This is a genomic window from Rubritalea profundi, from assembly GCF_002954445.1.
GTDB classification, from domain to species: Bacteria; Verrucomicrobiota; Verrucomicrobiia; order Verrucomicrobiales; family Akkermansiaceae; genus Rubritalea; species Rubritalea profundi.
In genome coordinates, this window is record NZ_MQWA01000001.1 from 2144929 (window position 1) to 2164985 (window position 20057).

The following is a 20057-nucleotide window of genomic DNA, read 5'->3' on the forward strand; positions in this document are numbered from 1 at the left end:
CTGAAGAGGCTGGAAGCCTCTTCTGCGTTCGCTTTAATATTGAGAACGTTACGAGTTGCTTCGTATGTATTAGTTACTGTGTGTGCAGGACCATTGACGGACTGCACTAGGCGACCGCGATTTACTAGGTTAGTTGTAGGTGAACTCAGGAGTAGCAGGTAGCTAGTGGCTAGTTCGTGAAGTCTGCCAGCGTCGTCGTAGCTGTAGCTAGACTCATATTGTGGTCCTATGAATTGATGCAGTTTTCTGCACCTATCTTGATGAAACAATTCTCAATGATGAAAGTGCGAAGTCGAAAAATATTACATCGAAAATCTCAAATCAATAGCACCACAAAAAAGGCGCTGCCATTGCTGGAAGCGCCTTTAGGTAGAATTGAGTGAGAAGGTCTAGTTAGACGTTCTGCGGGTTGATCTCTGACTCCAGCTCTGCGTCAAGCACCTCGCGGCGGAGGTTGATGCCACGAACTTTACTAAAGATGTACACGATGGGTGATGCGATGAAGATTGAGGAGTAAGTTCCTACGACCACACCGATCATGATGGTGTATGAGAACGCCTTGAGTGACGCTCCGCCGTAGAAGTAAAGCACAGCCACAGACACGAAGGTCGTCACGGATGTGATAATCGTACGGGAGAGTGTCGTGTTGATGGCTGAGTTCATGACATCGCGGACATCGCCACGCTTGGTCTTGAGGTCTTCACGGAGGCGGTCAAATACCACGATCGTATCGTTGATCGAGTAACCTGCGATGGTGAGGAAGGCGCCCACATGGATGAGGGAGAGTTCCTGGCCTGTGACGATGAGGACTCCTAGAACAATGAGGATATCGTGCACCAGCGCAAGGAATGCGCCGAGAGCGAACGAGAACTCGAAGCGTAGGGTAATGTAGATCAGAACGCAGAAGATACCCAGGCTGAGCGCCCAAATAGCATTCTTGAGGAATTCTCCACCGAGTGTCGGGCTGACAGCTGAGGTGCTGGCAGGGACCTCGTAGAGAATGACTGGTTTGCCGTCTTTATCTAGTATCTGAGGTTTAGTGGGGTCGATGGCTTTTTTATCATTGAACCCCGGTATCTGTGTGCGAATAGCTTCAATCAATATGGGGCTATCGGCTCGGCCGGATTTGAGCGTGACGAAGGAATTGCCGCCTGCAGTTTTTTCAATTTGAGCGGAAGCGGCTTTCTCGGTTTTCACGCTAGCAATGATTGCTTGAGCTTCAGCCTGAGTGACTGACTGGCCGGTTGGGACTTCAAAGCGAGTCACGCTACCACCTACAAAATCAATTCCTAGATGTGAGTCGCCTTTGGAGACGAGAGCGACGAGGCCACTAGCGATCATCACAACAGAAAGGGTGAAGGCTAGTTTGCGTTTGCCTAGGAAGTCGATGACCTTCTTTGGCACGAGGTCCAAGAACTTGATCTTTTTGAGGATGCCCTTGTCTTCACTCCATGAGAACATGACGCGAGTGCAAAGGAGAGCTGATAGCATGGTGCCGAGGATACCCATGGTGAGGGTGACTGCGAAACCTTTGACTGAGCCAGTGGCTTGCCAGAAGAGGATGAGGGCTGTCAGCAGCGTGGTGATGTTGGCATCGAAAATAGCCGAGAACGCTTTTTCGTAGGCTGCCTTGATCGATGCGTGGACTGACTTGCCCGCTGCTAGTTCTTCACGCATGCGCTCGTAAATGAGGACGTTGGCGTCGACTGCCACACCAATGGTGAGGATGATGCCTGCAATACCTGGAAGGGTGAAGGAAGCATTGAACAGCGCCATGGCTCCAAAAAGGATCAGCATGTTGAGCGAGAGTCCAACGATCGCTACGATACCGGAGTAGCGGTAGTAAAGGAGAACGAACATGATTGTCAACGCGAGTCCTGCTAGGCCGGCATTGATACCCTGTTTGACAGTGGCTTCACCGAGTGTTGCAGAAATGGTGCGTTCGTCGATGACTTCGATGTCATTCTCCATCGGGTTGGAAAGCCCTTTAGAGAGTTCTATGCATTCCTCAAGAGAGTCGAGCCCAGTGATTTGGAAGCGGCTGGAGAGTACTTGTTGTTGTAGAGTTGCCGCATTGATGACTTTTCCATCAAGGATAGAAACGATGAGATCGATACCGGGTTTGAGCGTGCGTGTGAAGTCCTCCATTTGCTTTCCTCCAGTGGAAGTTAGCTCAATGTTTACAGATGTGTTAGTAGCTCTGTCAGGCCAAGCTGCTGCGACCTCTTTACCTGTGAGTGCTGGTTTACGCGATACAAGCAGGTAGCGAGTGCCTATGATCTCGCCTGCTTCATTTTTCACATCCTGCGGGTACGCGCGGTAGCCGGGGACGGTCTCTTCACCAGCTGCAACGAGCTCCGCGAGTCGCTGTGACTGCGGGTGAGCCTTGTGGATGGTGAGCTTTGCTGTAGTAATTAGGATCTTTTTCAGAGCTGCTGCTTCTGCAGGGTCGATCTTGGGGATCTGAATTTCGATGCGGTTGGTTTGCACTGAAACACGGGCGTCGAGCGTTCCGGAGTCGTTGAGGCGCTTTTCGAGGATGCTCTTAGCTGTATCCATCGCAGAAGGCGTGAGTTGAATTTCTTCGCCGGTTCCTTCGTCGATGTTTGGCTGAACCTCGATGATGAAGGCTGTGCCGCCGACTATTTCGATTCCGCCTTGGAGGTTGTGTGCGTCGCTAAACTCTTTATCACCTGAGATAACCTGCATCAGGTTAGAAGGAGAAATGATAGCGAAGAAGGAGAATGCGGCGATGAGCACAACGATGGACGAGCCGACGTTGCGTTTCACTCTGTCTTTATCAGTAGCGAGGTACCAGAATAGTAAGATCAGGATGGAAACTCCGGAAAAGAGAACCATGGTGGTGTCGCTGCCGGGTGATGATGCGAGTAGTGTTGTCATGAGAATATACTTCAGCAATTTGCTAGAGGCGTGTTGTTACGCTTCAAGCTACCGATTTTTTAATTCGGTCGGGAGTTCATGAACTTCTTTTAGCGCCTCGTCAATCGCTAGTTGAGTCAAATGCATAAGAATTTCGCAGTCTACCGATGAATTTGGCGGATCTAGCCGTGCTTAGGTCAGTTTGCGGTGGGAGAAACGTATTTACACGCCAATTGCAAGCTGTACGGAAGTTGCTCGAAATCTATACCACGAGCACCATTTAGGTGAGTGATAGTGATGCCGGAGTCGCTCACTTTGATGATTTCGACATCTTGATAGCGCGAACCGTCACGTAGAGTGATGGATGAAAATTTCTTGTGGGTAATCGATTTTCGGGCTGCCTTGCGTTCTTTAGCTTCCATTTCTAGGAGAGCTTTGGTTGCCGCTTTGGCTTCAGCAGCTTTCTCAGCAGCATGTTTCGCTTGGGCATCTTTGAACTCACGGTTGATCTCTCGTTGTTGTGCTTTGATCTCTTCTTCTCGCTCTGTTGCCTCTAATAATTCTTTTTCGTACGCAGCATGTTGCTTCAGTACCGCTTCCCTGCGCTCCTCTTTGAGGGCTGAGTCGTCGTTAGCCCTTCTGTCGCACGAAGAAAGGGTGCAGCACAGAGCCAAAAGTAGAATGGTGTGGGGGCTAAACATAGCCGGATAGGTGAAGTATTTGAGCATTGCTATGCTATACTTCCTTGAGCTTAAATCTCATAGAGACTGGGACGAAGATGATGGCTGTTGCAAACATCAACCCGGTAAAGAACCAAAAGTAGTTTGCTCCTTCTAGTTTGTAAATGCCACCAGCGATAAAGTGTCGGCTGAAGTGTGGGTCGTCAAAGTACGCGTGTTCAGACTTATCGTTGAAGCCGAGTTCTTGCTTGCGCTGGTCTACCCATGTGCGTTGTGTCGGCTCAGGGGCTTCGCTATCCGTGCTAGCTTCATATTTAATCACGACACCTGTGTCCCATTTTGTCAGAGCTGTTTCGTCTGGGCCCATCGAAGTGATGCGGAAGGTGTTGCCATTCATCAGTCGGTAGTTGAGTGGATTGCCCCATGGGTCTTTAAGTTCACTGATGAGCTCAGTTCCTTCATCCGTCATAGGTGGCTTTCCCTTGGCCGCGAGTAAATTGGTCTCGATGACTTTGGCTGCCTTGAGCAAAGAGTCCTCAGCTGGGATGTCACGCTTCTTGATCACTGCTTTATCGGTGAAGTGAGTCACGATGTCATCGGCTGTGCCAACTTTCCCATCGAATCCTGCATAGCTGTGGCTGAACCAAGTAGAGTGGTGGGTTGACGGGGCAACGTCGGAGTTCTTGAGTTGCTTTTGCGCCTCAGTGGTTTCCTTCGCGAGTGGGGATGGAGTGAGGATGAAATGGTTGATCGTTCCTGTGATCGCATTACCTAAAGCCACGGTGAGGAGGAAAATAGACATGATCATCGACTTCATGCTTTTCGGCGCTTGGGTGTAGGCGAACTCTAGGCAGACGATAGATACCATGATCTCAGCGGAGGTGAGCAGCGCGTATGCTAAAATCTGCCATCCAATGTTAGGGCGTTGGCCAGCATCAATCCATTCCTGAATCAGAGCAGAGAAGCCAAAAGCTATCACTGTGATAAATAAACCGATGCCAATTTTACGCAGTGGATTGAGCGGCCATACTTTGTTTACCAATGGATAAATAATATAGGTGAAAAAAGGGATGAGGATCAGAATCAAGAACGGGTTTGCCGCCTGAACCTGGGAGGGGAGAATGTCGATTCCAAAGAGATTTCGATCCATATCGATCGCTTGGAAGACCCAGCTCGAGGCAGTTTGGTCAAAAAGCGCCCAAAAAATAGGGATGAAGAAGAAGATGCTGCAGAGCTTCGCTGTCGACTTGAGTCCCTTCGCTGAGAAAAATTCTTCGGTGAATTTTTGCCAGCCGGAGGAATGTGGACAAACTTACTGCGGCCAAGCCAAAACATCAGAGTCGCCAGCGCCATCAGCGAGCCTGGGATTCCGAAAGCCCAGTGAGGGCCATACCACTTGAGCAGCCATGGAATGAGTAAATTAGAGAGAGCTGCTCCTAGATTGATAGAGAAGTAGAACCAATTGAATACTTTGGTGAGAAGGTGTTGGTTGTTGATGCCGAATTGGTCGCCAACGTGAGCTGAAACACAGGGTTTTATGCCGCCGCCTCCGATGCCGATGAGGCCAAGCCCAGCGATCAACCACCAGACGGCAGGACCAGCAATGCCCATCAAGGCCAATGCACCGTGGCCGACGCAATAGACGATGGAGAGCCATATGATGGTCCTATATTTCCCTAGAAACCTGTCAGAGATAATAGCCCCGAACAATGGGGTGAGGTAAATGAAGCTGACAAAGTAATGCTGATTCGCAGTTGCTTGGGCGGAGCTCATTGGGTCACCAGCGGTGTTGCCCATGAGGTGAAGGTACTGCGTCATGAAGATCACCAAGGCGGCCTTCATCCCGTAAAAGGAAAAGCGCTCAGCTGCTTCATTGCCAATAATATAAGGGATGCCACCCGGCATCTTTTTAGTCTCACTCGCAGTGGTATTCGCCATGCGGCGTATCCTTTTGTAAAAGAACGCTGAGCGCCAGAGAAATTTTCACAGCCCCCAATGTGCTGCCAGCGCAACGCCCGCTCCATGGTCCCAAGTGCTAGCTACTAGCGGGCACCTCCGGCACCTCCCGCTGTCGGTGTGTGAGTTATTAATTCTTTAAAATTGCGAGCATAGCTCGTTTTTGACGATAGGCCCCCTTCGGGCTGGAAAGCCTTTCTGCGCAAGGCTGAGTTATTCTTCGTTCACGGATAAAAATCCGCTCACTCATCACGCCTAGCCTCGCTTGAAATTCTTTCCAGCACCACCAACGCTAGTTGCCGGAGGTACCCTCGCCACTAAAAATCCCTTAGCGAAAGGCTGGCACATTTTTAGGAGTCAGAATTTCGATCAGCTGGTCTATGCTCTTGGCTATGTGCTTCGGCGAGACTGAGGTGAGCTGGTCGAGACCATGGTAGCCCCATATCACAGCAATCGAGCTGATTCCAGCGTTGCGAGCAGTGACGATGTCGATGGTCGCATCCCCGACGAGCACTGAGTTATTGCTCGTTTGTTCGAGTTCTCCTAAAATCTCATGAACACCTGATGGGTCAGGTTTTTTTGCGACTCCTTCACGTTGACCGAGGACAAGATCGAAAGGTTTATCTGGAAAAAAGTAGTCCACCATTTCGGTGGTGAAGGAATGTGGTTTATTGGAGAGGACACTCAAAGTGCATTCCATGGATTTGAGCGAACCAATCAACTCTTGGATACCTTCAAAGACAATGGTGCCATTTCTCCACGCCTTAGAATATTCCTTAAGGAAGCTCTGATGAACACGCTCTATGGTGTCTTCCGATTGCTCGGTCGCTGCACGTGCACACAAGGTGTACGCACCGTCACCGATGAAGGTGCGGATAGCATCTGTGCTGTGTGTGGGCAGTTGGTGCTCAGCCAAAGCGTCATTGAGGGCTGTCGCTATCCCGGGGAGGGACTGGATGAGAGTGCCATCAAGGTCAAAGATAATGTGAGAATACATAGGGTGGGTGTGGGGGCGGAGATGAGCACGGATTTCTCTAAGAGGCAAGAAGCGAAAGGTTCATTTTTTCTGATTACGCATTTTGCTACACGCCATGTTTTGGGGTTCTCACATCATGCCTTGGCATAATAACTTAACACGAAAAACGTAACACCATATAGAAATATAGCGTTGTCATTTCCATGGAGATGAGAATGATGCAGGCACTGATGCTACCTGAGCTAATAACTGAGATCCCTGGTCCGCGTTCCGTTGCCCTCGCAGCTGAGCTCCGCAAATACGAGAGCCATAATGTGACCTACGTCGCCGCCGATTGGCCGATCTTTTGGGAACGTGCTGAGGGTAGCTGCGTCTGGGATGCTGATGGCAACCGCTTTATCGATGTCACCAGTGCTTTTGGTGTTGCAGGGCTCGGCCACACCTACCAGCCAATGCGTGAGGCGATGGTAGAGCAAAGCGCAAAGTTGATGCACGCAATGGGTGATGTCCACCCGACTGAGCTTAAGATCGATGTCTGCAAGCGCCTCTCCGAGATGACTTTCGAGCGCTGGGGGCTAGATGTCGGGAAAACTCTCTTGGCAAACTCTGGCGCAGAAGCCGTCGAGGCAGCACTAAAAACCGCTTTCATCGCCAGTGGCAAAGCCGGTATTGTCCACTTTGATAATGGCTACCACGGACTCGGCTACGGTGCTCTTCTCGGTGGTGGGTTTGATAAATTTCGTGGGCCATTTGACCCGCAACTCGCAGACGTGCGTTACTCGATCGCATTTCCTAATACGAAGGATGATCTCGTGACGCTCAAGCAACAACTCGCTGAAATACCAGCCGATAAAGTGGGAGCCATCATCGTAGAGCCGATCCAAGGGCGTGGCGGAAAAATCGTCCCACCGCTGGGTTTTCTTAAAATCCTACGTGATTGGGCAGACGCTCACGAGGTTGTACTAATCTTCGATGAAATCTATAGTGGGTTTAACCGCACTGGCAGGCTTTTTGCCTGTGAATGGGAAGGGGTCTTTCCTGACCTCGTCTGTGTGGGGAAAGCCTTGAGCGGTGGATATCCTATTTCTGCTTGTATCGGTAAAGCATCGGTCATGAACAAGTGGCCGGTGAGCCCAGGCGAAGCCCTGCATACCAGTACCTTCCTAGGAAATCCAGTCGGGTGCGCCATGGCTGTCAGAGCACTTGAGATTCACAACGACCCCACTGTCGCTGTAGATGTGGAACGGCAGGGGAGAGAGCTGAAGGCGATGTTAGAGGACATTGACTCGCCGCTGATCCACGAGGTTCGTGGGCGCGGGCTGATGATTGGGGTCGAACTCCGACACGCCGATGGACGACCAGCAGGCGATGTGGCCGGACGCTTGTTAGGCGAAATGCTCAAGCGCGGAGTGGTGATGTTAGCGGATGGACCTGAGGGTAATATTTTAGCCTTCACTCCACCCTTCTACATCACTCTCGGAGAACTCGTCTACGTAGTCCAACAGGTAGCTGAAGTGCTAAAAGACTCCGAACACGGAACGCTAAGGCTACCGTATTAGTAGATAGTGGGACTTCTCACTCTTACCTTTCCCCTTTCTCCTCAATGAACACCCTTGTCAAGGCGGACTGGCAAGCTAGGCTCTCCGCAGTCACAAATCACTAGCAGCAATGAACTCCTATTTTGAACAACTCGGGCGCACGGTCCAACAACGGTGGCAGCAGAAAAATTTCTCGCTTGAAGCATTTCCAGAGCTAGCGCGAATCGCCCTTGATGAAGCTCCGCCGTCTGAGAACGTGGACATCGAGGAGATGGTGCAGGAGTTCCTAGCCAACGACGACCAACCGATTCAGGGGCAATCTGGCTTCGGTCAACCCGAGTTACTGGCTTTTAACGATCCGCGATTTTATATTCAGATTCTCTTCTGGATGGAGGGAACCACGGATATCCATCAACACGAATTCTCTGGAGCATTCCATCTCATGCAGGGATCCAGTGTGCATTCCGAATTCGACTTCGTAGGAGCCCAGTCAGTCACGCCACATATACGCGTCGGCGACCTCCGCTTGAAGAAGATCGAGCTGCTGGAAACCGGCCGGACCGTTCCCATCACCTCTGGCCGGGAATGTATTCACTCTCTTTTCCATCTCGATACGCCCTCCGTCACCGTAGTGGTCCGCACCCACCACGACCCCGGCACCGGACCGCAGTATAATTACCTGCCCCCCCACATCGCGATTGACCCGATACAAGCGGATGCTCTGACAATGCGACGCAAGCAGCTCCTCGATGTGCTCGAAACTATCGAGTATGAAGGATACGTAGCTCAGGTGAGTGGAATGATAGAGAGCCTAGATTTCGAGCGAGGCTTCAACACACTGCATCACACCATGGACCGGCTTCAGGCACTCGGCGAGTGGCAACCCGTTCTGGCGAAGTTTCAGCAAAAACACGGAGAGCTCGCGGAGGGAGTTCCAGCTACACTGGCCGAATCTTTGCGTCGAGACACCATCACCCAGATGCGCTACCAGATCGACAATCCAGAGCATCGCTTTTTCCTAGCGCTGGTGATGAACGTCGAGAAGAGCAAAGACATCCAAGCTCTCATCTCCGAGCGATTCCCAAACCAATCACCGATCGAGACGATCCTTGGCTGGGTGGAAGAACTGATTGAGCCCGCTGAATTTGGTCTCAGTCTTCTCGACGGCGCCTTTGCCTTTCCTGAATCCCTCGACATCCAGGAGCAGTACGATTTACTCATCGACACAGTGAGACACGCGCTAGAGCAGGGTTCGGAAAGCGAAACAGCAAAACATCCTGAGATCCACGCAGCCCTATCCGGCTCCTGTCTGCGACCGCTGTTTCGTGAAATCTAACATTCACTTGTCGCCGGACTGACGCATGACGCCGGTAGTCAACGGTATTTCAAAAACACCCGCTGCGGATACTACACTCCATGCCAGTCTTTCCGAAAATCTTAGCCAAAAGGCAAATTCCTAGTAGCCGCCATCCCTCCAGGATACGATCAGCATTTGGGCATGCGTATGAGTCTATTGTTAGTGGCGCAGCTAAAGCGGCTTGCACAAGTCCGACTCTGAGTCTCTGATCTAAGTTATGTCGGCCAACGTTCGTTACATGTTGAAAGAGCAGGCCTACATGCTGGGGCTGATCGTGCTAATTAGCATGATCTTTGTCGGGCAGATGATGTTTGGAGTAGAAGCCTATTGGCCCTACATGATGGTTCCTGAGGATGTCGTGGCGGCATGGGAGTTGGCCTTGGCTGGAGATATTGATTTCAGCGCGTTTCTTCCGATTTTGAGTTGTGCGCTTCTGCATGGAGGATTCGATCACTTGTTATGGAACATGCTCTACCTTTGGATCTTCGGGGCGCTGGCGGTTGAGCTTGTTGGGAATAAGTGGATGCTGATCACTTTTGTGGTTACGGCCATTTGCGGCAGCGTGTTTCATGTCGTCATGAATGCCGGAAGCCCGATCTCCACGCTTGGGGCATCGGGAGCGGTGATGGGATTCGAAGGTCTCTATCTGGGGATGGCCGTGAGGTGGAGCCTTCCCGACCCTGAAATTTGGCCAATGGATAGGCCTATCTCGCCCGCTCAGCTCGCGGCTTTTGGTATCTTGGGCTTGGTGATGGATTACATGGGGTTCCTAGGAGGGAATCTCGGTGTGGCATACAGCGCCCACCTCGGTGGCTTTGTTGGCGGGCTCGTGCTGGGAGCATTCGCCGTGCCGATGCCCCGCACAGCCCATCGGCGATGAGTAATGGGAGCAGAACATAGGACATGCCTCTAGAAAGGACGTCTATGAATACAAGGTGCGTGGGTCGACCGGGTAGGTCTCTTGTTCGAGCAGTTGTTGCCACGATGGAATGCCGACGACGGAGGCTTCATCGAGTAACTCTGAAATCTGGTGGCTGCGCTTCCATGCGTCGAAGAGTGAGGTGATGGAATGCGTATCGAAGTAGCCAAAGTATTTCGAGTTCGGGATGACAAGTCCCATTACCGGGTAGAGCTCACCCTCTTTTTGCGGGAGTTCGCGCGGCATGATGTGAGCACTCAATCCGTGACGAGCAAGGTCTTGAGTTTCGCAGAACTTTTTGCGGATCACGTCGAGAGCTAGAATGATCTGGTCGCGGTCCCAGTCCAATGCCTCATAGACGTTGAATTCGATAGATGTGTATCCTTTAGGTTTAGCCATATTGAGTGGGTGTGAGTCAGCGCGCTCTTTATGGGTGTGTCTGACTCCATGTCAAACACACTATTCAGGGGTGTTACTCAGAGTGTATCGAGATCCCCAAGTAGCCTCCTGCGTCAGCAACCTGCGCAAGCCCTCAACTAGCACTGCAATGGAATTTGCGAAATCTGTGGTTAGAAAAAAGTTCCTCAGCCAGCGTGGAGCAAAGAGGCTGGAAGCGCTCTTCTACGAATTTTCTTCTTCTGAGCTGATGCGCATGCGCTGGGTGGCGAAGCGAATTTTTGCGGCGTTGAGGTGCTGGATGATGTTGCGTAGGACTTGGGAGCGGATGCGGGTTCTGTCTCGGACGTCTTCGATGAAGTAGCGTCCTTCGACTAGCACGCCGGAAAGCTGGTGGCCGCGATCGTCGTCCCATACTCCACGCACGACGATGTCTGCGGTGTTAGGCATGACTGTGGGAGTGGCATTGATGGCTTCTTTGGCTACCCGCTCGACTTGATCGAGGTCGGCATCGTAGTTGACCTGAAAGCGGACACGGACGCGTACCGGTTTGTCGAGGTAGGAGAAATTGGTGATGACGGAATTGGCGAGCACCGAGTTCGGGTAGTCGAGGATGATGCCGTCGGAGTTGCGGATCTGGGTGCGGCGAAGTCCGATTTCAGTGACATCTCCCCAGCCGCCCCAGTGCTTGCCTGGGCGTTCTATTTTGATCCGGTCGCCGATACGGATCGGGCGATCGGCGATGAGGAAGATACCGGAAAGTACATCCGAGAGGGTTTCTTTGGCAGCTAGACCGATGGCGATACCTGCGATGCCTGCACTTGCAAGGAAGGGGGTGATGGCGATGCCGTGGTTCTGCAGAAGCAGGAGGAAGACGGCGAAGGTGAGGACGATTACGTGAAATCGCTTGATGAAGTAGACGAGTCGATCGTCTAGGTCATTCGTCGTGGCGTCACTCAATCGCTCGAGGCCTTTTAAGACGAAGAGCTTGAAGAATAGGTGTGCAAAAATTCCGGCAACAAAGATTGCGCCGGAACGATACCAAACATTGATAGATTCCCATGACTCAGGCATGGGGGAATATAGTTAGACTACACTCATCAGGTCGAGCACATTGTATACCCAATAGCCTGCTGTGCAGATGAGTGTGCAAAGGAAGAGGAAGATACCGATAGAGATCGTTTTACGTGCCATCATGATGCTAAGAATGTGAGTGTTGCTGTGAGAATTGGAAAGGAAAAAAGCCCCGCTCGATGTGAACGGGGCTTTTAAAAGTGTGTGGTCAATTAAGCACCAATGCTGAAGCGCTCGTAACGTACGAGTGTGAGTGTGTCACCGAGCTCTTTAGCTTTAGCTTCGATAAGCTGTGTGATGCTGATGTCAGGATCCTTGACGAAGGACTGCTCGAGGAGGCACTGCTCGCCGTAGAACTTGTTGATCTTACCTTCGAGGATACGGTCAATGATGTTCGCTGGCTTGCCTGCCGCTTCAAGTTGCTTGCGGTTGATCTCGTTTTCTTCTTCAACGACTGAGCCGTTGATGTCGTTACGCGAAAGACCAGCTGGGTTAGCAGCGGCAACGTGGAGAGTGATGTCCTTCAGCAGCGTCTGGAAAACTGGTGATGCAGTAGTTGCTGCGTTCTCAGTAGCAACTTCGATGAGAACACCAACTTTGCCTCCCATGTGGATGTAGGATGCTGCTGCACCTGCGTCTACAACGAAGCGTGTGAGGTTGGAGATCTTGATCACTTCACCAAGCTCTGAGAACTTAGCTCCGAGAGCGTTTTCAACTGTGCCTTCACCGAATGGTACTGCGAGTGCTGCAGTTGCGTCAGATGCGTCGCTGTTAGCGATAGCTTCGATCATTTCAGCTACGAATGCTTGGAATGCGTCGTTCTTAGACACGAAGTCAGTTTCACAGTTTACTTCTGCGAGGATACCAGTTTTTGCACAGGAAGAAACGAATGCGACAACAATGCCTTCACCTGTTTCACGGTCGGAACGGTCAGCACGCTTAGCTTCGCCTTTTTCGCGGAGGAGCTTTGCTGCGGCTTCGAGGTCGCCGTTGGTCTCAGTGAGAGCCTTCTTACAAGCCATCATGCCTGCGGATGTGAGCTTGCGGAGTTCTTGAACTGCGGATGCTGTAATAGCCATAATCTTTAAATTTTAGTTAGATTGAGTAAAAAAATACTGCGGAGCCTAAGCTCCGCAGTGAAAGAGGTGCAGTAGTGGTTATTCCGCCTTAGCTGCTGCGTCGTCGCTCTTAGCTGCTTCGACTTTTTTCTTAGCTGCTTCGACTTCTTTCTTAGCTGCTTCGACTTTGCTCTTAGCGCCTACGACGATTGAATCGACGAGGTTCTGAAGAAGAATACGGATAGAGCGGATAGCGTCGTCGTTGCCTGGGATTGGGTAGTCGATCACAGCTGGGTTAGCATTTGTGTCAACGATAGCGATCACTGGGATGTTGAGGCGACGAGCTTCAGCCACTGCGATTGTCTCACGAGCTGAGTCAACGATAACGATTGCGTCAGGAAGCTTCTCCATGTCGCGGATACCGCAGAGGTTACGGAAGAGTTTGCCTTTTTCACGTGCAAGTGCTGCGAGTTCCTTCTTGGACATTGCCTTGAATTCAGGCTGCTTTTCGATGTCTTCGAGGTACTTGAGACGCTCAACAGAACGGCGGATGGTAGTGAGGTTGGTGAGTGTGCCACCCAACCAACGGTGGTTAACGTAGAATTGGCCAGCTGCTTCAGCTGCTTCTTTAACTGCGTCTTGTGCTTGGCGCTTACAACCAACGAAGAGGATTTTCTTGCCTTTACCAGCGAGGTCGGTGAGGAAGTCAGATGCCTTATCGAGGTTCTCTACAGTCTTCTCGAGGTCGATGATGTAGATGCCGCCTTTGTCCTTCATGAGGTAAGGCTTCATTTTCGGGTTCCACTTGCGAGTCTGGTGTCCGTAATGAACGCCAGCGTCTACCATTTCTTTAATGAGTTCGTTGATCATAATTTTATGTGCTGCCCTTGATTCAGGGCTGCGTGTGTTTTAGAAACTCCACCGCTATTGGGTCCACTTCATCTAGTTTCTTATTGTTTTGCGGTGGCAGGAGCTGAAGTGCGCGGGTATTAACAGTAGAAATGGAATTTGGCAAGAATTTGTTCGCTACTTTCTGGAGCCGCTACTTGTGCAAGCTAAGTCCTTATTGCTAGGTTGGTTTAGTTTATGGTTCTTAAGTTTTTTTGAGTTCTAATATGTTAGGTTTGGTTGAGTGCTTTGCAGGGGTGAAATGGGACTTATCCGCACTTGCTTGAAAGGGGGAATCTGGGCTAGATAGTTGCTGTGGGGCAATCAATGTTAGTTCTGGAAGCTTTAGTCCCGGTGGTTCTTGTCATCGGGGTGGGGAGTTTATTGAGAAAGTTTGAGATTCTGACTGAGGAAATTGAGCGTGGGATGATGCAGATGGTGGTGCAGGTATTACTGCCAGCGCTGACTCTGGCGAATATTATAGGTAATAAGGCTCTGGGTGATTGGGCTGAGGTGGGGAAGGTCGCAGGCTTTGGCTGTGGTGGAATACTTGTTGGGTTTTCAGTGGCCTACGGTTTTGCTGGATTACTGGGAATGAAGAAGGGGAGTGGAAAACGAACTTTTGGTGTGACAGCAGGCACCCAGAATTATGGATTTATGGGGGTGCCCTTGCTACTCAGTTTGTTTCCTGATGAAGGTTTACTCGGGATTCTTTTTACCCACAATGTAGGAGTAGAGATCGCAATGTGGACGGTGGGGGTTTCCTTGATGCGAGGGGATAAAAGTTTGAGTTGGAAATCATTCATGAAGGCACCAATTATTGCAGTGGTTGTGGGGCTGGTGATCAATGCTCTGGGACTGGATCCATGGTTTCAGGGAGTTCCGATGAAGGCTTGCGAGATGTTAGGCAGCGCGGCCATCCCTATTGCTTTGGTGGTGATTGGAGCTGGATTGGTAGAACTCTTAAAAAAAGAGCGTTTTGATTGGAAAACTGCTATAGGCTCAGTTGTTGTGCGCTTGGCGCTTATTCCAGCATGTCTCATCGCGGGTGCCTATTTTTTGCCTATTTCGCTAGAGCTGAAAAAGGTGATAGTGATTCAGGCGGCAATGCCCGCGGCAATGTTTCCTATCGTTCTAGCTAAGCATTATGGAGGAAAGCCTGAGGTGGCTGTGCAGGTAGTTGTGGCAACCACCACGGTATGTTTCCTGACGATGCCTTTCGTGATTGTTCTCGGTATGAGCATCCTCGGACTGTAGCTCGTCAGACATAAATAATGTTCTTTCCATTTCTGTCCAGTGTGGGATGAGAGCTGCATGGATAAAAAGGTCTGGTACCAGTGTGATCGCTGTGGAGCTTGCTGCAAGTGGCCGGGCGATGTGCGGGTCGAAGATGATGAGATCGACGCGATTGCTGACCATTTAGAAATGGAGGTGGATGCATTCATTCAGAAATTCACACGTCTGCGGATGAACCGCAATGGGCTGTCATTGATCGAAAAAGACAATCACGAGTGCATCATGCTGGAAAACGGCGGCTGTAAAATTCAAGCCGTGAAGCCATTTCAGTGTAAAGGATTCCCAAATAGTTGGAGTTTCCCTGGTTGGGAAAAGGTGTGCCAGGCGAAGCCGGTTCCGATGGAAAGGGCAATCGAACTAGGTCTCGTGGATGGGGCAGATTTGTCGGCGAATAAAGAGATTCGAGGCCGTGACTTATAAGTGTTGGGAAAGTAGTAGTTGGTCACGCTGAGATGTTTTTTTAGGAATCAGCAAAAAAGATCTTGCGCGAGCCTGAGGGATGTGGTTTTTTGCGCCACGCCGCAAGGCAACCATTACTGCGTCCCGTTCGTCTAATGGTTAGGACTCCGCCCTTTCACGGCGGCAATAGGGGTTCGAATCCCCTACGGGATGCCATTTTTCTCAATGAAAAATGCTTAAAAAAAGACTCACTGATTTCAGTGAGTCTTTTTTGTGGGAAATGATCAATTTAGCCCTTTGGCCCTTTGTAGTCTGGGTATTCTTTTTTGAGCTGGGCTTTGTAGCTGGCGGCGCTTTTTGCTTTACCTGCTTTTTCAAGCGACTGAACGAGCTTGTAGAGTGCTTCTTTGTGGGATGCGTCCTCTTGGAAAGTTTCTACGATCAGGACGTAGTGCTGGGCGGCGACGGCGTGATCGGACTGGAGGGCGGCGATGTCACCGAGGGCAAGCAGGAGGCCAGCCTTGGTTTTGCCGGAGGGACGCAGGGCGAGCGCTTCCTCTCCAGTTTTCACAGCTTCCTCGTATCGCTTGAGTCCTGTGAGGGCCTTGGTCTTAATGAGCATAGCTTCTACTCTGCGGACGTCTTCTTTCTCCATCGAAAGAAGGTTGTCACAGGCGATGAGAGCATTGGTCCATTGCTCGTTTTTGAGTTGGGCTTTAGAGAGGAGCCTCCAGATGACGGTGGGCGTTTTCTGTGGAACTCCTTCTTCGCAGCCTTTGGTGAGGTACTTTGCTGCCTCGCTGTAATCTCCGGCGTTGTTGCACTGGCTGCCGAGCCAGCGGTAGACTACCAGCGGAATCTGCTTGCCGAGCTCAATGTTCTCCGCCTGCGCGAGGGCGGTCTTGAGGCCGTCAATGTCCTTCAGCGAGTAGCGAGCTAGAATGAGTAGCATGGCTGTCTGCTTGCCATAGGCTGCGTTATCTATTTGCTGGGCAGCTTCGAGGTGGGGTATGGCGTTCTTAAATTTGTCGATCCTGAAGTATGCCCAACCGAGCCAGTAATGGCTGTTTGCTTTGACCGCTGGTGTGAGGTCACGGTGGTCGCGGAGTAATTGTTCGAGTCGTTCGACGACATCAGAATAGCGTTTAGCGTCACGCTGGATACGGGCGCTGAGTTGGAGCGACATCGCCGCTATTTGTGACTGTGGCGCATTGTTGATGACAGCGTCGAAGTCCTTGAGTGCTTTGACGCGGTCGCCGAGTTTCATGTAGGATTGGCCGCGTTTGGCGTAGGCGTTGTTGATGCGCTTGTCCTGAGGGGCGGCCTTGATGAACTGGCTAAAGCTAGCGGAGGCGCCTTCGTGGTTGTCTATTTCAGAGAGGCACCAAGCTTTCTTATAGAGTAGTGAGGGGAGGTTGCGCTTGTCTGTGAATTCTGTGCTGATGGCATTGTAGGCTGCAGCGGCTTCCTTGTATTTCTGATCTCCATAGAGAGCCTCGGCCTTCATCAGAATGGCTTGGTGGATGTACTTGCTGGTGCCGCGGCCTACTGCATAGTTCTGGATGAATTGGTCGACCATGTTGGGGATGCGCTCGCCATCAATATTGTAGAGCGAGAGCAATTTGTAGTAGGCGGCTTCGAATGCCTGATCGGTTCCAGCTGCGGCGCGCTCGACATCGAGGAAGTAGTTGATGGCTTCGGCGTAGTTCTTCTTTTGGAAATACGTTTGACCGACGATGACTCCTTGTTGTGCGAGTTGTTTAGCATCGAGCTCGACCTGGGATTTGCCAAGTTGAGAGAGGATTGCATCGTAGTCCTTGGCTTGATAATAGAGTCCGAGTAGAGCAATGTGAGAGTTGGCTTTCCATGGGGACTCTTTCATGTTCATTGCGATGTCGAAGTACTTTTTAGCAAGGTCATTTTTCTTCAATGCGGCAGCGCAAACACCAGCATGGTAGGCTGTCTCTGAGCGCATTTCAGGTGACTGAGATGGCAATAGCAGCGCTTGGTAGAGTGGCAGAGCTTTGTCGTATTTTTTCTCGGCGAGCAGAATGTGTGCGGAGGAGATCTTTGCCTGCGTCTTGTAAGGGCTATCGATTGGGCTGTTGGCCACCTTCTCGAGCAATGGATGTGCACGCTTTGGATCTTTGAGCAAGAGGTAGCACTGGGCTCGGAAGTAGATGGAGCGCAGTTGGTCCTCAGGCTTTTGGGCATTGGCGGCTGTCAGGCCAAATAGACGAGCGGCCTGCTGGTAGCGCTTGTTGTTGTAGTTCTCGTAGGCGAGGCGGTAGGATGCTGCTGCCACATAATGGCCAGTCCGGTATTTCTGGATGATCTGATCAAAAATCTTGGCTGCCTGACGAGGCATGGCTACGGCGAGGTAGGACTCAGCTAGGTAATACGTAGCGGGTTGGGAAAATTTGTGCCGCGGGTAGAGACGGATGTAGTCGTCGAGAATTGGGATAGCACGCTGGTAGAGTTCTTTTTTCTGTGCTGGGTCGGCTTCCGCGACTGCAGCATCGTAGAGTTGTCTGGCACGGGCGAAGTAATCAGAGCCTGGGTCAGCTCGCAGGTTTTGTTGTCCGGCTTGGGCGTGGACCAAGCTGGGTGAGAGTGCGAGGCTGAGGCCTATGAGAAGTGCGCGCATGGAGAAAAAGTGGGAAGGGGTAAGTGTGGAGTGAGAAGTGAAAAGTACTATATTTAGAGTGGATTGTAGATTTGGGGGCTAACTACTTGCTACTAAATTCTATCTACTTGCTTTTAGGCTTTTGGGTGGCGAAGGAGACATTCCAGATGCCTGCTTTACGGCAGCGGTCGATCACGTTTACCACATCTTGGTAGCGTGTGTCTGCGTCCCCGCGGATACGAATGGGTTGGTTTTTGTTCACGCGTGCGAGGCGCTCCATCTTTGCTTGAAGCTCATCAAGGGTATAGACCTGCTTTTCCATGACGATGGTGCCATCGCTGCGGATGTTGATGATTTCTTCAAGGTAGTGGCGGGTGGTGGTGATGCCTTCTTCGGCAGTCGGTACGCTGACCTCAAGCTCGGTCTCGTAGTCGGAGAGCTGGTAGGTGACGATGAAGAAAATGAGCAGCAAGAATACCACGTCAATCATCGGGGCTAGCTGGAAGCCTGTCGGTGGGGGTTGGTTGTCGCGAAATTTCATTTACGAAAAATGGTGTTCAGTTGGCAGTGTTCTTCTCTCAGGCTGAGAGAGAGGCACTGAGCTGGAGTTTTAGATACCTTCGACGTCTGGGCGGGTATTGTCGATCGGTGATGGGGCGCTGCGTCCTTGGAGGCCGATATGGGCAAATCCATCATCATCGCCGTCAAAGGTTGCAAGTTCTTCTGCGAAGGCCGCTCTTGGTGTGTTGCCTCCTGCGCGGTTGTATTGAGCCGATAGAAGGGCCATCAGGTGAGTGGAGGCGGCCTCGAGCTCCGCGATGTATTTCTGTACGCGTCCACGGAAGACGGAATAAAAAATCAGGGCGACAATGCCGATGACTAGGCCAGATGCTGTGGTGATCAATGCTTCAGAGACGCCACCAGCGAGCTCCATTTGTTTGACGCCTTCGAAGTTTCCAGCTGAGATCTGGTAGAATGATTTGATCATTCCAATGACGGTACCTAAGAGCCCAACCATCGGGGCGATGGCTCCGATGTCGGAGAGGTAGGAAATTCGCTGGCTAAGGATACCCGCTTGGCGAGAGCTTCAGCTTGAGCCACTTCGCGGACTTCCTTGAAGGAAACTCCAGAGTTCTGAGTCATGAAGTCGAGCGATTTTTCGGCGACCCGTGAGATCGACATATTCTCGCGGTGGCACTGGGCGACGAGCCCGAGGTAGTCGCGCTTGCGGATGAGGGCTTCGGCTGAACTCATGAAGCGGTCACTGACCACTGACTTGCGGCGGATGGTGATAAAGTAGAAGAAGACCAAGATCAATGTGAGGATGGAGATCAACGCCAGTGGGTACATGACGAAGCCGCCCTTTTCGACCACGAGGTCATAGACGTCGAGTTCTACTGGGGCGTTTGCTGGAACGGCTGCATCTTGAGCATTGGCTGCCAGAGTCAGGAAGGTGAAGAAAAGGCCTTGGAGGCTTAGAGTGCGTTTCATATCAGGAAAGTTAAATTGGAGTGTAGCGCGAGAATTGTATGATGCAAGCATGAGGAATGGGAGGCAAAGCTGTTCTTTCTGGGTAGTGAAGCGAAGTCAAAGTTGAAATTTGTGCAGCCAATGTACGCGTGGTGTCGCCGATTTGTCGGCAGGGCGTGTCTTCAGCCTACGGTTGTCACAGCCTAGCTCTTTCGCTAAGTTTCCGTGCGTGAGCTGTGAGAGGGAGGTCTATCAGCTGCGATGCAACGATTCTACCGCGAAAAATACGAAAATTTCGAAAAGGCCAGCACGATGAATGAGGAATGCTGGACAACCCGAATAGTACCACTTGGAGTTTGAAAAGAGACTAAGTGGTATCACACTACACGACAAAAATTTAAGCACTGGATTCTACAATCAATGTGATCGCTCAGTGTGACAAAACCTTGGAGTGCTGAGGCTTGACGTAGCTCTGGTGAGGCTGTGGCTTGACACATGGGGTAGGAGGTTTTCAGCTTTCCGTGTTCAGTGTTCCGACCGATAG

General features: G+C 51.2%; 17 protein-coding genes, 1 tRNA gene and 1 pseudogene. 6 read left to right on the top strand and 13 right to left on the bottom strand.

Annotated elements, in window-relative coordinates; genetic code table 11:
* Positions 1 to 393 precede the first annotated feature (393 nt).
* The 5 genes and pseudogenes from secD to BSZ32_RS09415 all read right to left on the bottom strand — a co-directional run bounded on the left by secD (position 394) and on the right by BSZ32_RS09415 (position 6513).
* Entirely contained in the window at positions 394 to 2901 is a 2508-nt protein-coding gene (gene secD / locus BSZ32_RS09395; protein ID WP_105043189.1) for a protein translocase subunit SecD, read from the bottom strand.
* 176 nt (positions 2902 to 3077) lie between these two features.
* On the bottom strand, positions 3078 to 3608 hold the full coding sequence (locus BSZ32_RS09400) for a hypothetical protein (RefSeq protein ID WP_105043190.1): 531 nt from the start codon (positions 3606 to 3608) through the stop codon (positions 3078 to 3080).
* A gap of 7 nt (positions 3609 to 3615) precedes the next feature.
* Positions 3616 to 4785 (bottom strand): POT-type proton-dependent oligopeptide transporter, encoded by a 1170-nt coding sequence (locus BSZ32_RS09405; RefSeq protein WP_105043191.1) that lies wholly within the window; start codon positions 4783 to 4785, stop codon positions 3616 to 3618.
* Between the two features lie 71 nt (positions 4786 to 4856).
* Positions 4857 to 5498: pseudogene (locus BSZ32_RS19750) on the bottom strand (POT-type proton-dependent oligopeptide transporter); the annotation flags it as partial.
* 346 nt (positions 5499 to 5844) lie between these two features.
* Complete coding sequence (locus BSZ32_RS09415; protein WP_105043193.1) at positions 5845 to 6513, bottom strand: HAD family hydrolase; 669 nt, start codon at positions 6511 to 6513, stop codon at positions 5845 to 5847.
* A gap of 182 nt (positions 6514 to 6695) precedes the next feature.
* On the opposite strand from BSZ32_RS09415, the gene BSZ32_RS09420 reads away from it, so the two are divergent.
* The 3 genes from BSZ32_RS09420 to BSZ32_RS09430 all read left to right on the top strand — a co-directional run bounded on the left by BSZ32_RS09420 (position 6696) and on the right by BSZ32_RS09430 (position 10267).
* Positions 6696 to 8051 (top strand): aspartate aminotransferase family protein, encoded by a 1356-nt coding sequence (locus BSZ32_RS09420; RefSeq protein WP_240610603.1) that lies wholly within the window; start codon positions 6696 to 6698, stop codon positions 8049 to 8051.
* A 109-nt stretch (positions 8052 to 8160) separates the two neighbouring features.
* A complete protein-coding gene (locus tag BSZ32_RS09425) occupies positions 8161 to 9366 on the top strand; it encodes a hypothetical protein (protein WP_105043194.1) in 1206 nt (401 codons plus the stop codon).
* 238 nt (positions 9367 to 9604) lie between these two features.
* Positions 9605 to 10267 (top strand): rhomboid family intramembrane serine protease, encoded by a 663-nt coding sequence (locus BSZ32_RS09430; RefSeq protein WP_105043195.1) that lies wholly within the window; start codon positions 9605 to 9607, stop codon positions 10265 to 10267.
* Between the two features lie 42 nt (positions 10268 to 10309).
* On the opposite strand, the gene BSZ32_RS09435 is transcribed toward BSZ32_RS09430, so the two are convergent.
* The 4 genes from BSZ32_RS09435 to rpsB form a co-directional block, all read right to left on the bottom strand.
* Positions 10310 to 10705, bottom strand: coding sequence for a hypothetical protein (locus BSZ32_RS09435; protein WP_105043196.1), 396 nt, complete (start codon positions 10703 to 10705; stop codon positions 10310 to 10312).
* A gap of 222 nt (positions 10706 to 10927) precedes the next feature.
* Complete coding sequence (locus BSZ32_RS09440; protein WP_105043197.1) at positions 10928 to 11776, bottom strand: mechanosensitive ion channel family protein; 849 nt, start codon at positions 11774 to 11776, stop codon at positions 10928 to 10930.
* A 212-nt stretch (positions 11777 to 11988) separates the two neighbouring features.
* Positions 11989 to 12855 (bottom strand): translation elongation factor Ts, encoded by an 867-nt coding sequence (gene tsf, locus BSZ32_RS09445; protein ID WP_105043198.1) that lies wholly within the window; start codon positions 12853 to 12855, stop codon positions 11989 to 11991.
* A gap of 78 nt (positions 12856 to 12933) precedes the next feature.
* Positions 12934 to 13704 (bottom strand): 30S ribosomal protein S2, encoded by a 771-nt coding sequence (rpsB, locus tag BSZ32_RS09450; RefSeq protein ID WP_105043199.1) that lies wholly within the window; start codon positions 13702 to 13704, stop codon positions 12934 to 12936.
* A 345-nt stretch (positions 13705 to 14049) separates the two neighbouring features.
* On the opposite strand from rpsB, the gene BSZ32_RS09455 reads away from it, so the two are divergent.
* The 3 genes from BSZ32_RS09455 to BSZ32_RS09465 all read left to right on the top strand — a co-directional run bounded on the left by BSZ32_RS09455 (position 14050) and on the right by BSZ32_RS09465 (position 15633).
* On the top strand, positions 14050 to 14979 hold the full coding sequence (locus BSZ32_RS09455; RefSeq protein ID WP_105043200.1) for an AEC family transporter: 930 nt from the start codon (positions 14050 to 14052) through the stop codon (positions 14977 to 14979).
* 57 nt (positions 14980 to 15036) lie between these two features.
* Positions 15037 to 15438, top strand: a complete 402-nt coding sequence (locus BSZ32_RS09460) for a YkgJ family cysteine cluster protein (protein ID WP_105044821.1) — start codon at positions 15037 to 15039, stop codon at positions 15436 to 15438.
* A gap of 120 nt (positions 15439 to 15558) precedes the next feature.
* Positions 15559 to 15633 (top strand) — tRNA-Glu (locus BSZ32_RS09465).
* A gap of 73 nt (positions 15634 to 15706) precedes the next feature.
* Here the strand turns inward: BSZ32_RS09465 and BSZ32_RS09470 are convergent.
* From BSZ32_RS09470 to BSZ32_RS19300, 4 genes are all read right to left on the bottom strand, one after another.
* Positions 15707 to 18064 (bottom strand): tetratricopeptide repeat protein, encoded by a 2358-nt coding sequence (locus tag BSZ32_RS09470; RefSeq protein WP_105043201.1) that lies wholly within the window; start codon positions 18062 to 18064, stop codon positions 15707 to 15709.
* A 103-nt stretch (positions 18065 to 18167) separates the two neighbouring features.
* Complete coding sequence (locus BSZ32_RS09475) at positions 18168 to 18584, bottom strand: ExbD/TolR family protein (RefSeq protein ID WP_105043202.1); 417 nt, start codon at positions 18582 to 18584, stop codon at positions 18168 to 18170.
* Between the two features lie 69 nt (positions 18585 to 18653).
* The gene (locus BSZ32_RS19295) at positions 18654 to 19061 is read right to left on the bottom strand and encodes a MotA/TolQ/ExbB proton channel family protein (protein WP_240610604.1); all 408 of its coding nucleotides are present in this window, start codon (positions 19059 to 19061) and stop codon (positions 18654 to 18656) included.
* Positions 19046 to 19534, bottom strand: a complete 489-nt coding sequence (locus tag BSZ32_RS19300; protein WP_206018796.1) for a MotA/TolQ/ExbB proton channel family protein — start codon at positions 19532 to 19534, stop codon at positions 19046 to 19048. Before BSZ32_RS19300 ends, BSZ32_RS19295 begins: the two co-directional genes overlap by 16 nt.
* Positions 19535 to 20057: the final 523 nt, after the last annotated feature.

What these genes read in the sequence shown, in the direction of transcription:
- BSZ32_RS09440 (WP_105043197.1), bottom strand. Translation starts at nt 11,776, where the DNA reads ATGCCTGAGTCATGGGAATCTATCAATGTTTGGTATCGTTCCGGCGCA.
- BSZ32_RS09435 (WP_105043196.1), bottom strand. Translation starts at nt 10,705, where the DNA reads ATGGCTAAACCTAAAGGATACACATCTATCGAATTCAACGTCTATGAG.
- BSZ32_RS09400 (WP_105043190.1), bottom strand. Translation starts at nt 3,608, where the DNA reads ATGCTCAAATACTTCACCTATCCGGCTATGTTTAGCCCCCACACCATT.
- BSZ32_RS19300 (WP_206018796.1), bottom strand. Translation starts at nt 19,534, where the DNA reads ATGAAACGCACTCTAAGCCTCCAAGGCCTTTTCTTCACCTTCCTGACT.
- BSZ32_RS09425 (WP_105043194.1), top strand. Translation starts at nt 8,161, where the DNA reads ATGAACTCCTATTTTGAACAACTCGGGCGCACGGTCCAACAACGGTGG.
- rpsB (WP_105043199.1), bottom strand. Translation starts at nt 13,704, where the DNA reads ATGATCAACGAACTCATTAAAGAAATGGTAGACGCTGGCGTTCATTAC.
- BSZ32_RS09460 (WP_105044821.1), top strand. Translation starts at nt 15,037, where the DNA reads ATGGATAAAAAGGTCTGGTACCAGTGTGATCGCTGTGGAGCTTGCTGC.
- secD (WP_105043189.1), bottom strand. Translation starts at nt 2,901, where the DNA reads ATGACAACACTACTCGCATCATCACCCGGCAGCGACACCACCATGGTT.
- BSZ32_RS09420 (WP_240610603.1), top strand. Translation starts at nt 6,696, where the DNA reads ATGGAGATGAGAATGATGCAGGCACTGATGCTACCTGAGCTAATAACT.
- BSZ32_RS19295 (WP_240610604.1), bottom strand. Translation starts at nt 19,061, where the DNA reads ATGGTTGGGCTCTTAGGTACCGTCATTGGAATGATCAAATCATTCTAC.
- BSZ32_RS09430 (WP_105043195.1), top strand. Translation starts at nt 9,605, where the DNA reads ATGTCGGCCAACGTTCGTTACATGTTGAAAGAGCAGGCCTACATGCTG.
- BSZ32_RS09415 (WP_105043193.1), bottom strand. Translation starts at nt 6,513, where the DNA reads ATGTATTCTCACATTATCTTTGACCTTGATGGCACTCTCATCCAGTCC.
- BSZ32_RS09470 (WP_105043201.1), bottom strand. Translation starts at nt 18,064, where the DNA reads ATGCGCGCACTTCTCATAGGCCTCAGCCTCGCACTCTCACCCAGCTTG.
- BSZ32_RS09475 (WP_105043202.1), bottom strand. Translation starts at nt 18,584, where the DNA reads ATGAAATTTCGCGACAACCAACCCCCACCGACAGGCTTCCAGCTAGCC.
- tsf (WP_105043198.1), bottom strand. Translation starts at nt 12,855, where the DNA reads ATGGCTATTACAGCATCCGCAGTTCAAGAACTCCGCAAGCTCACATCC.
- BSZ32_RS09455 (WP_105043200.1), top strand. Translation starts at nt 14,050, where the DNA reads ATGTTAGTTCTGGAAGCTTTAGTCCCGGTGGTTCTTGTCATCGGGGTG.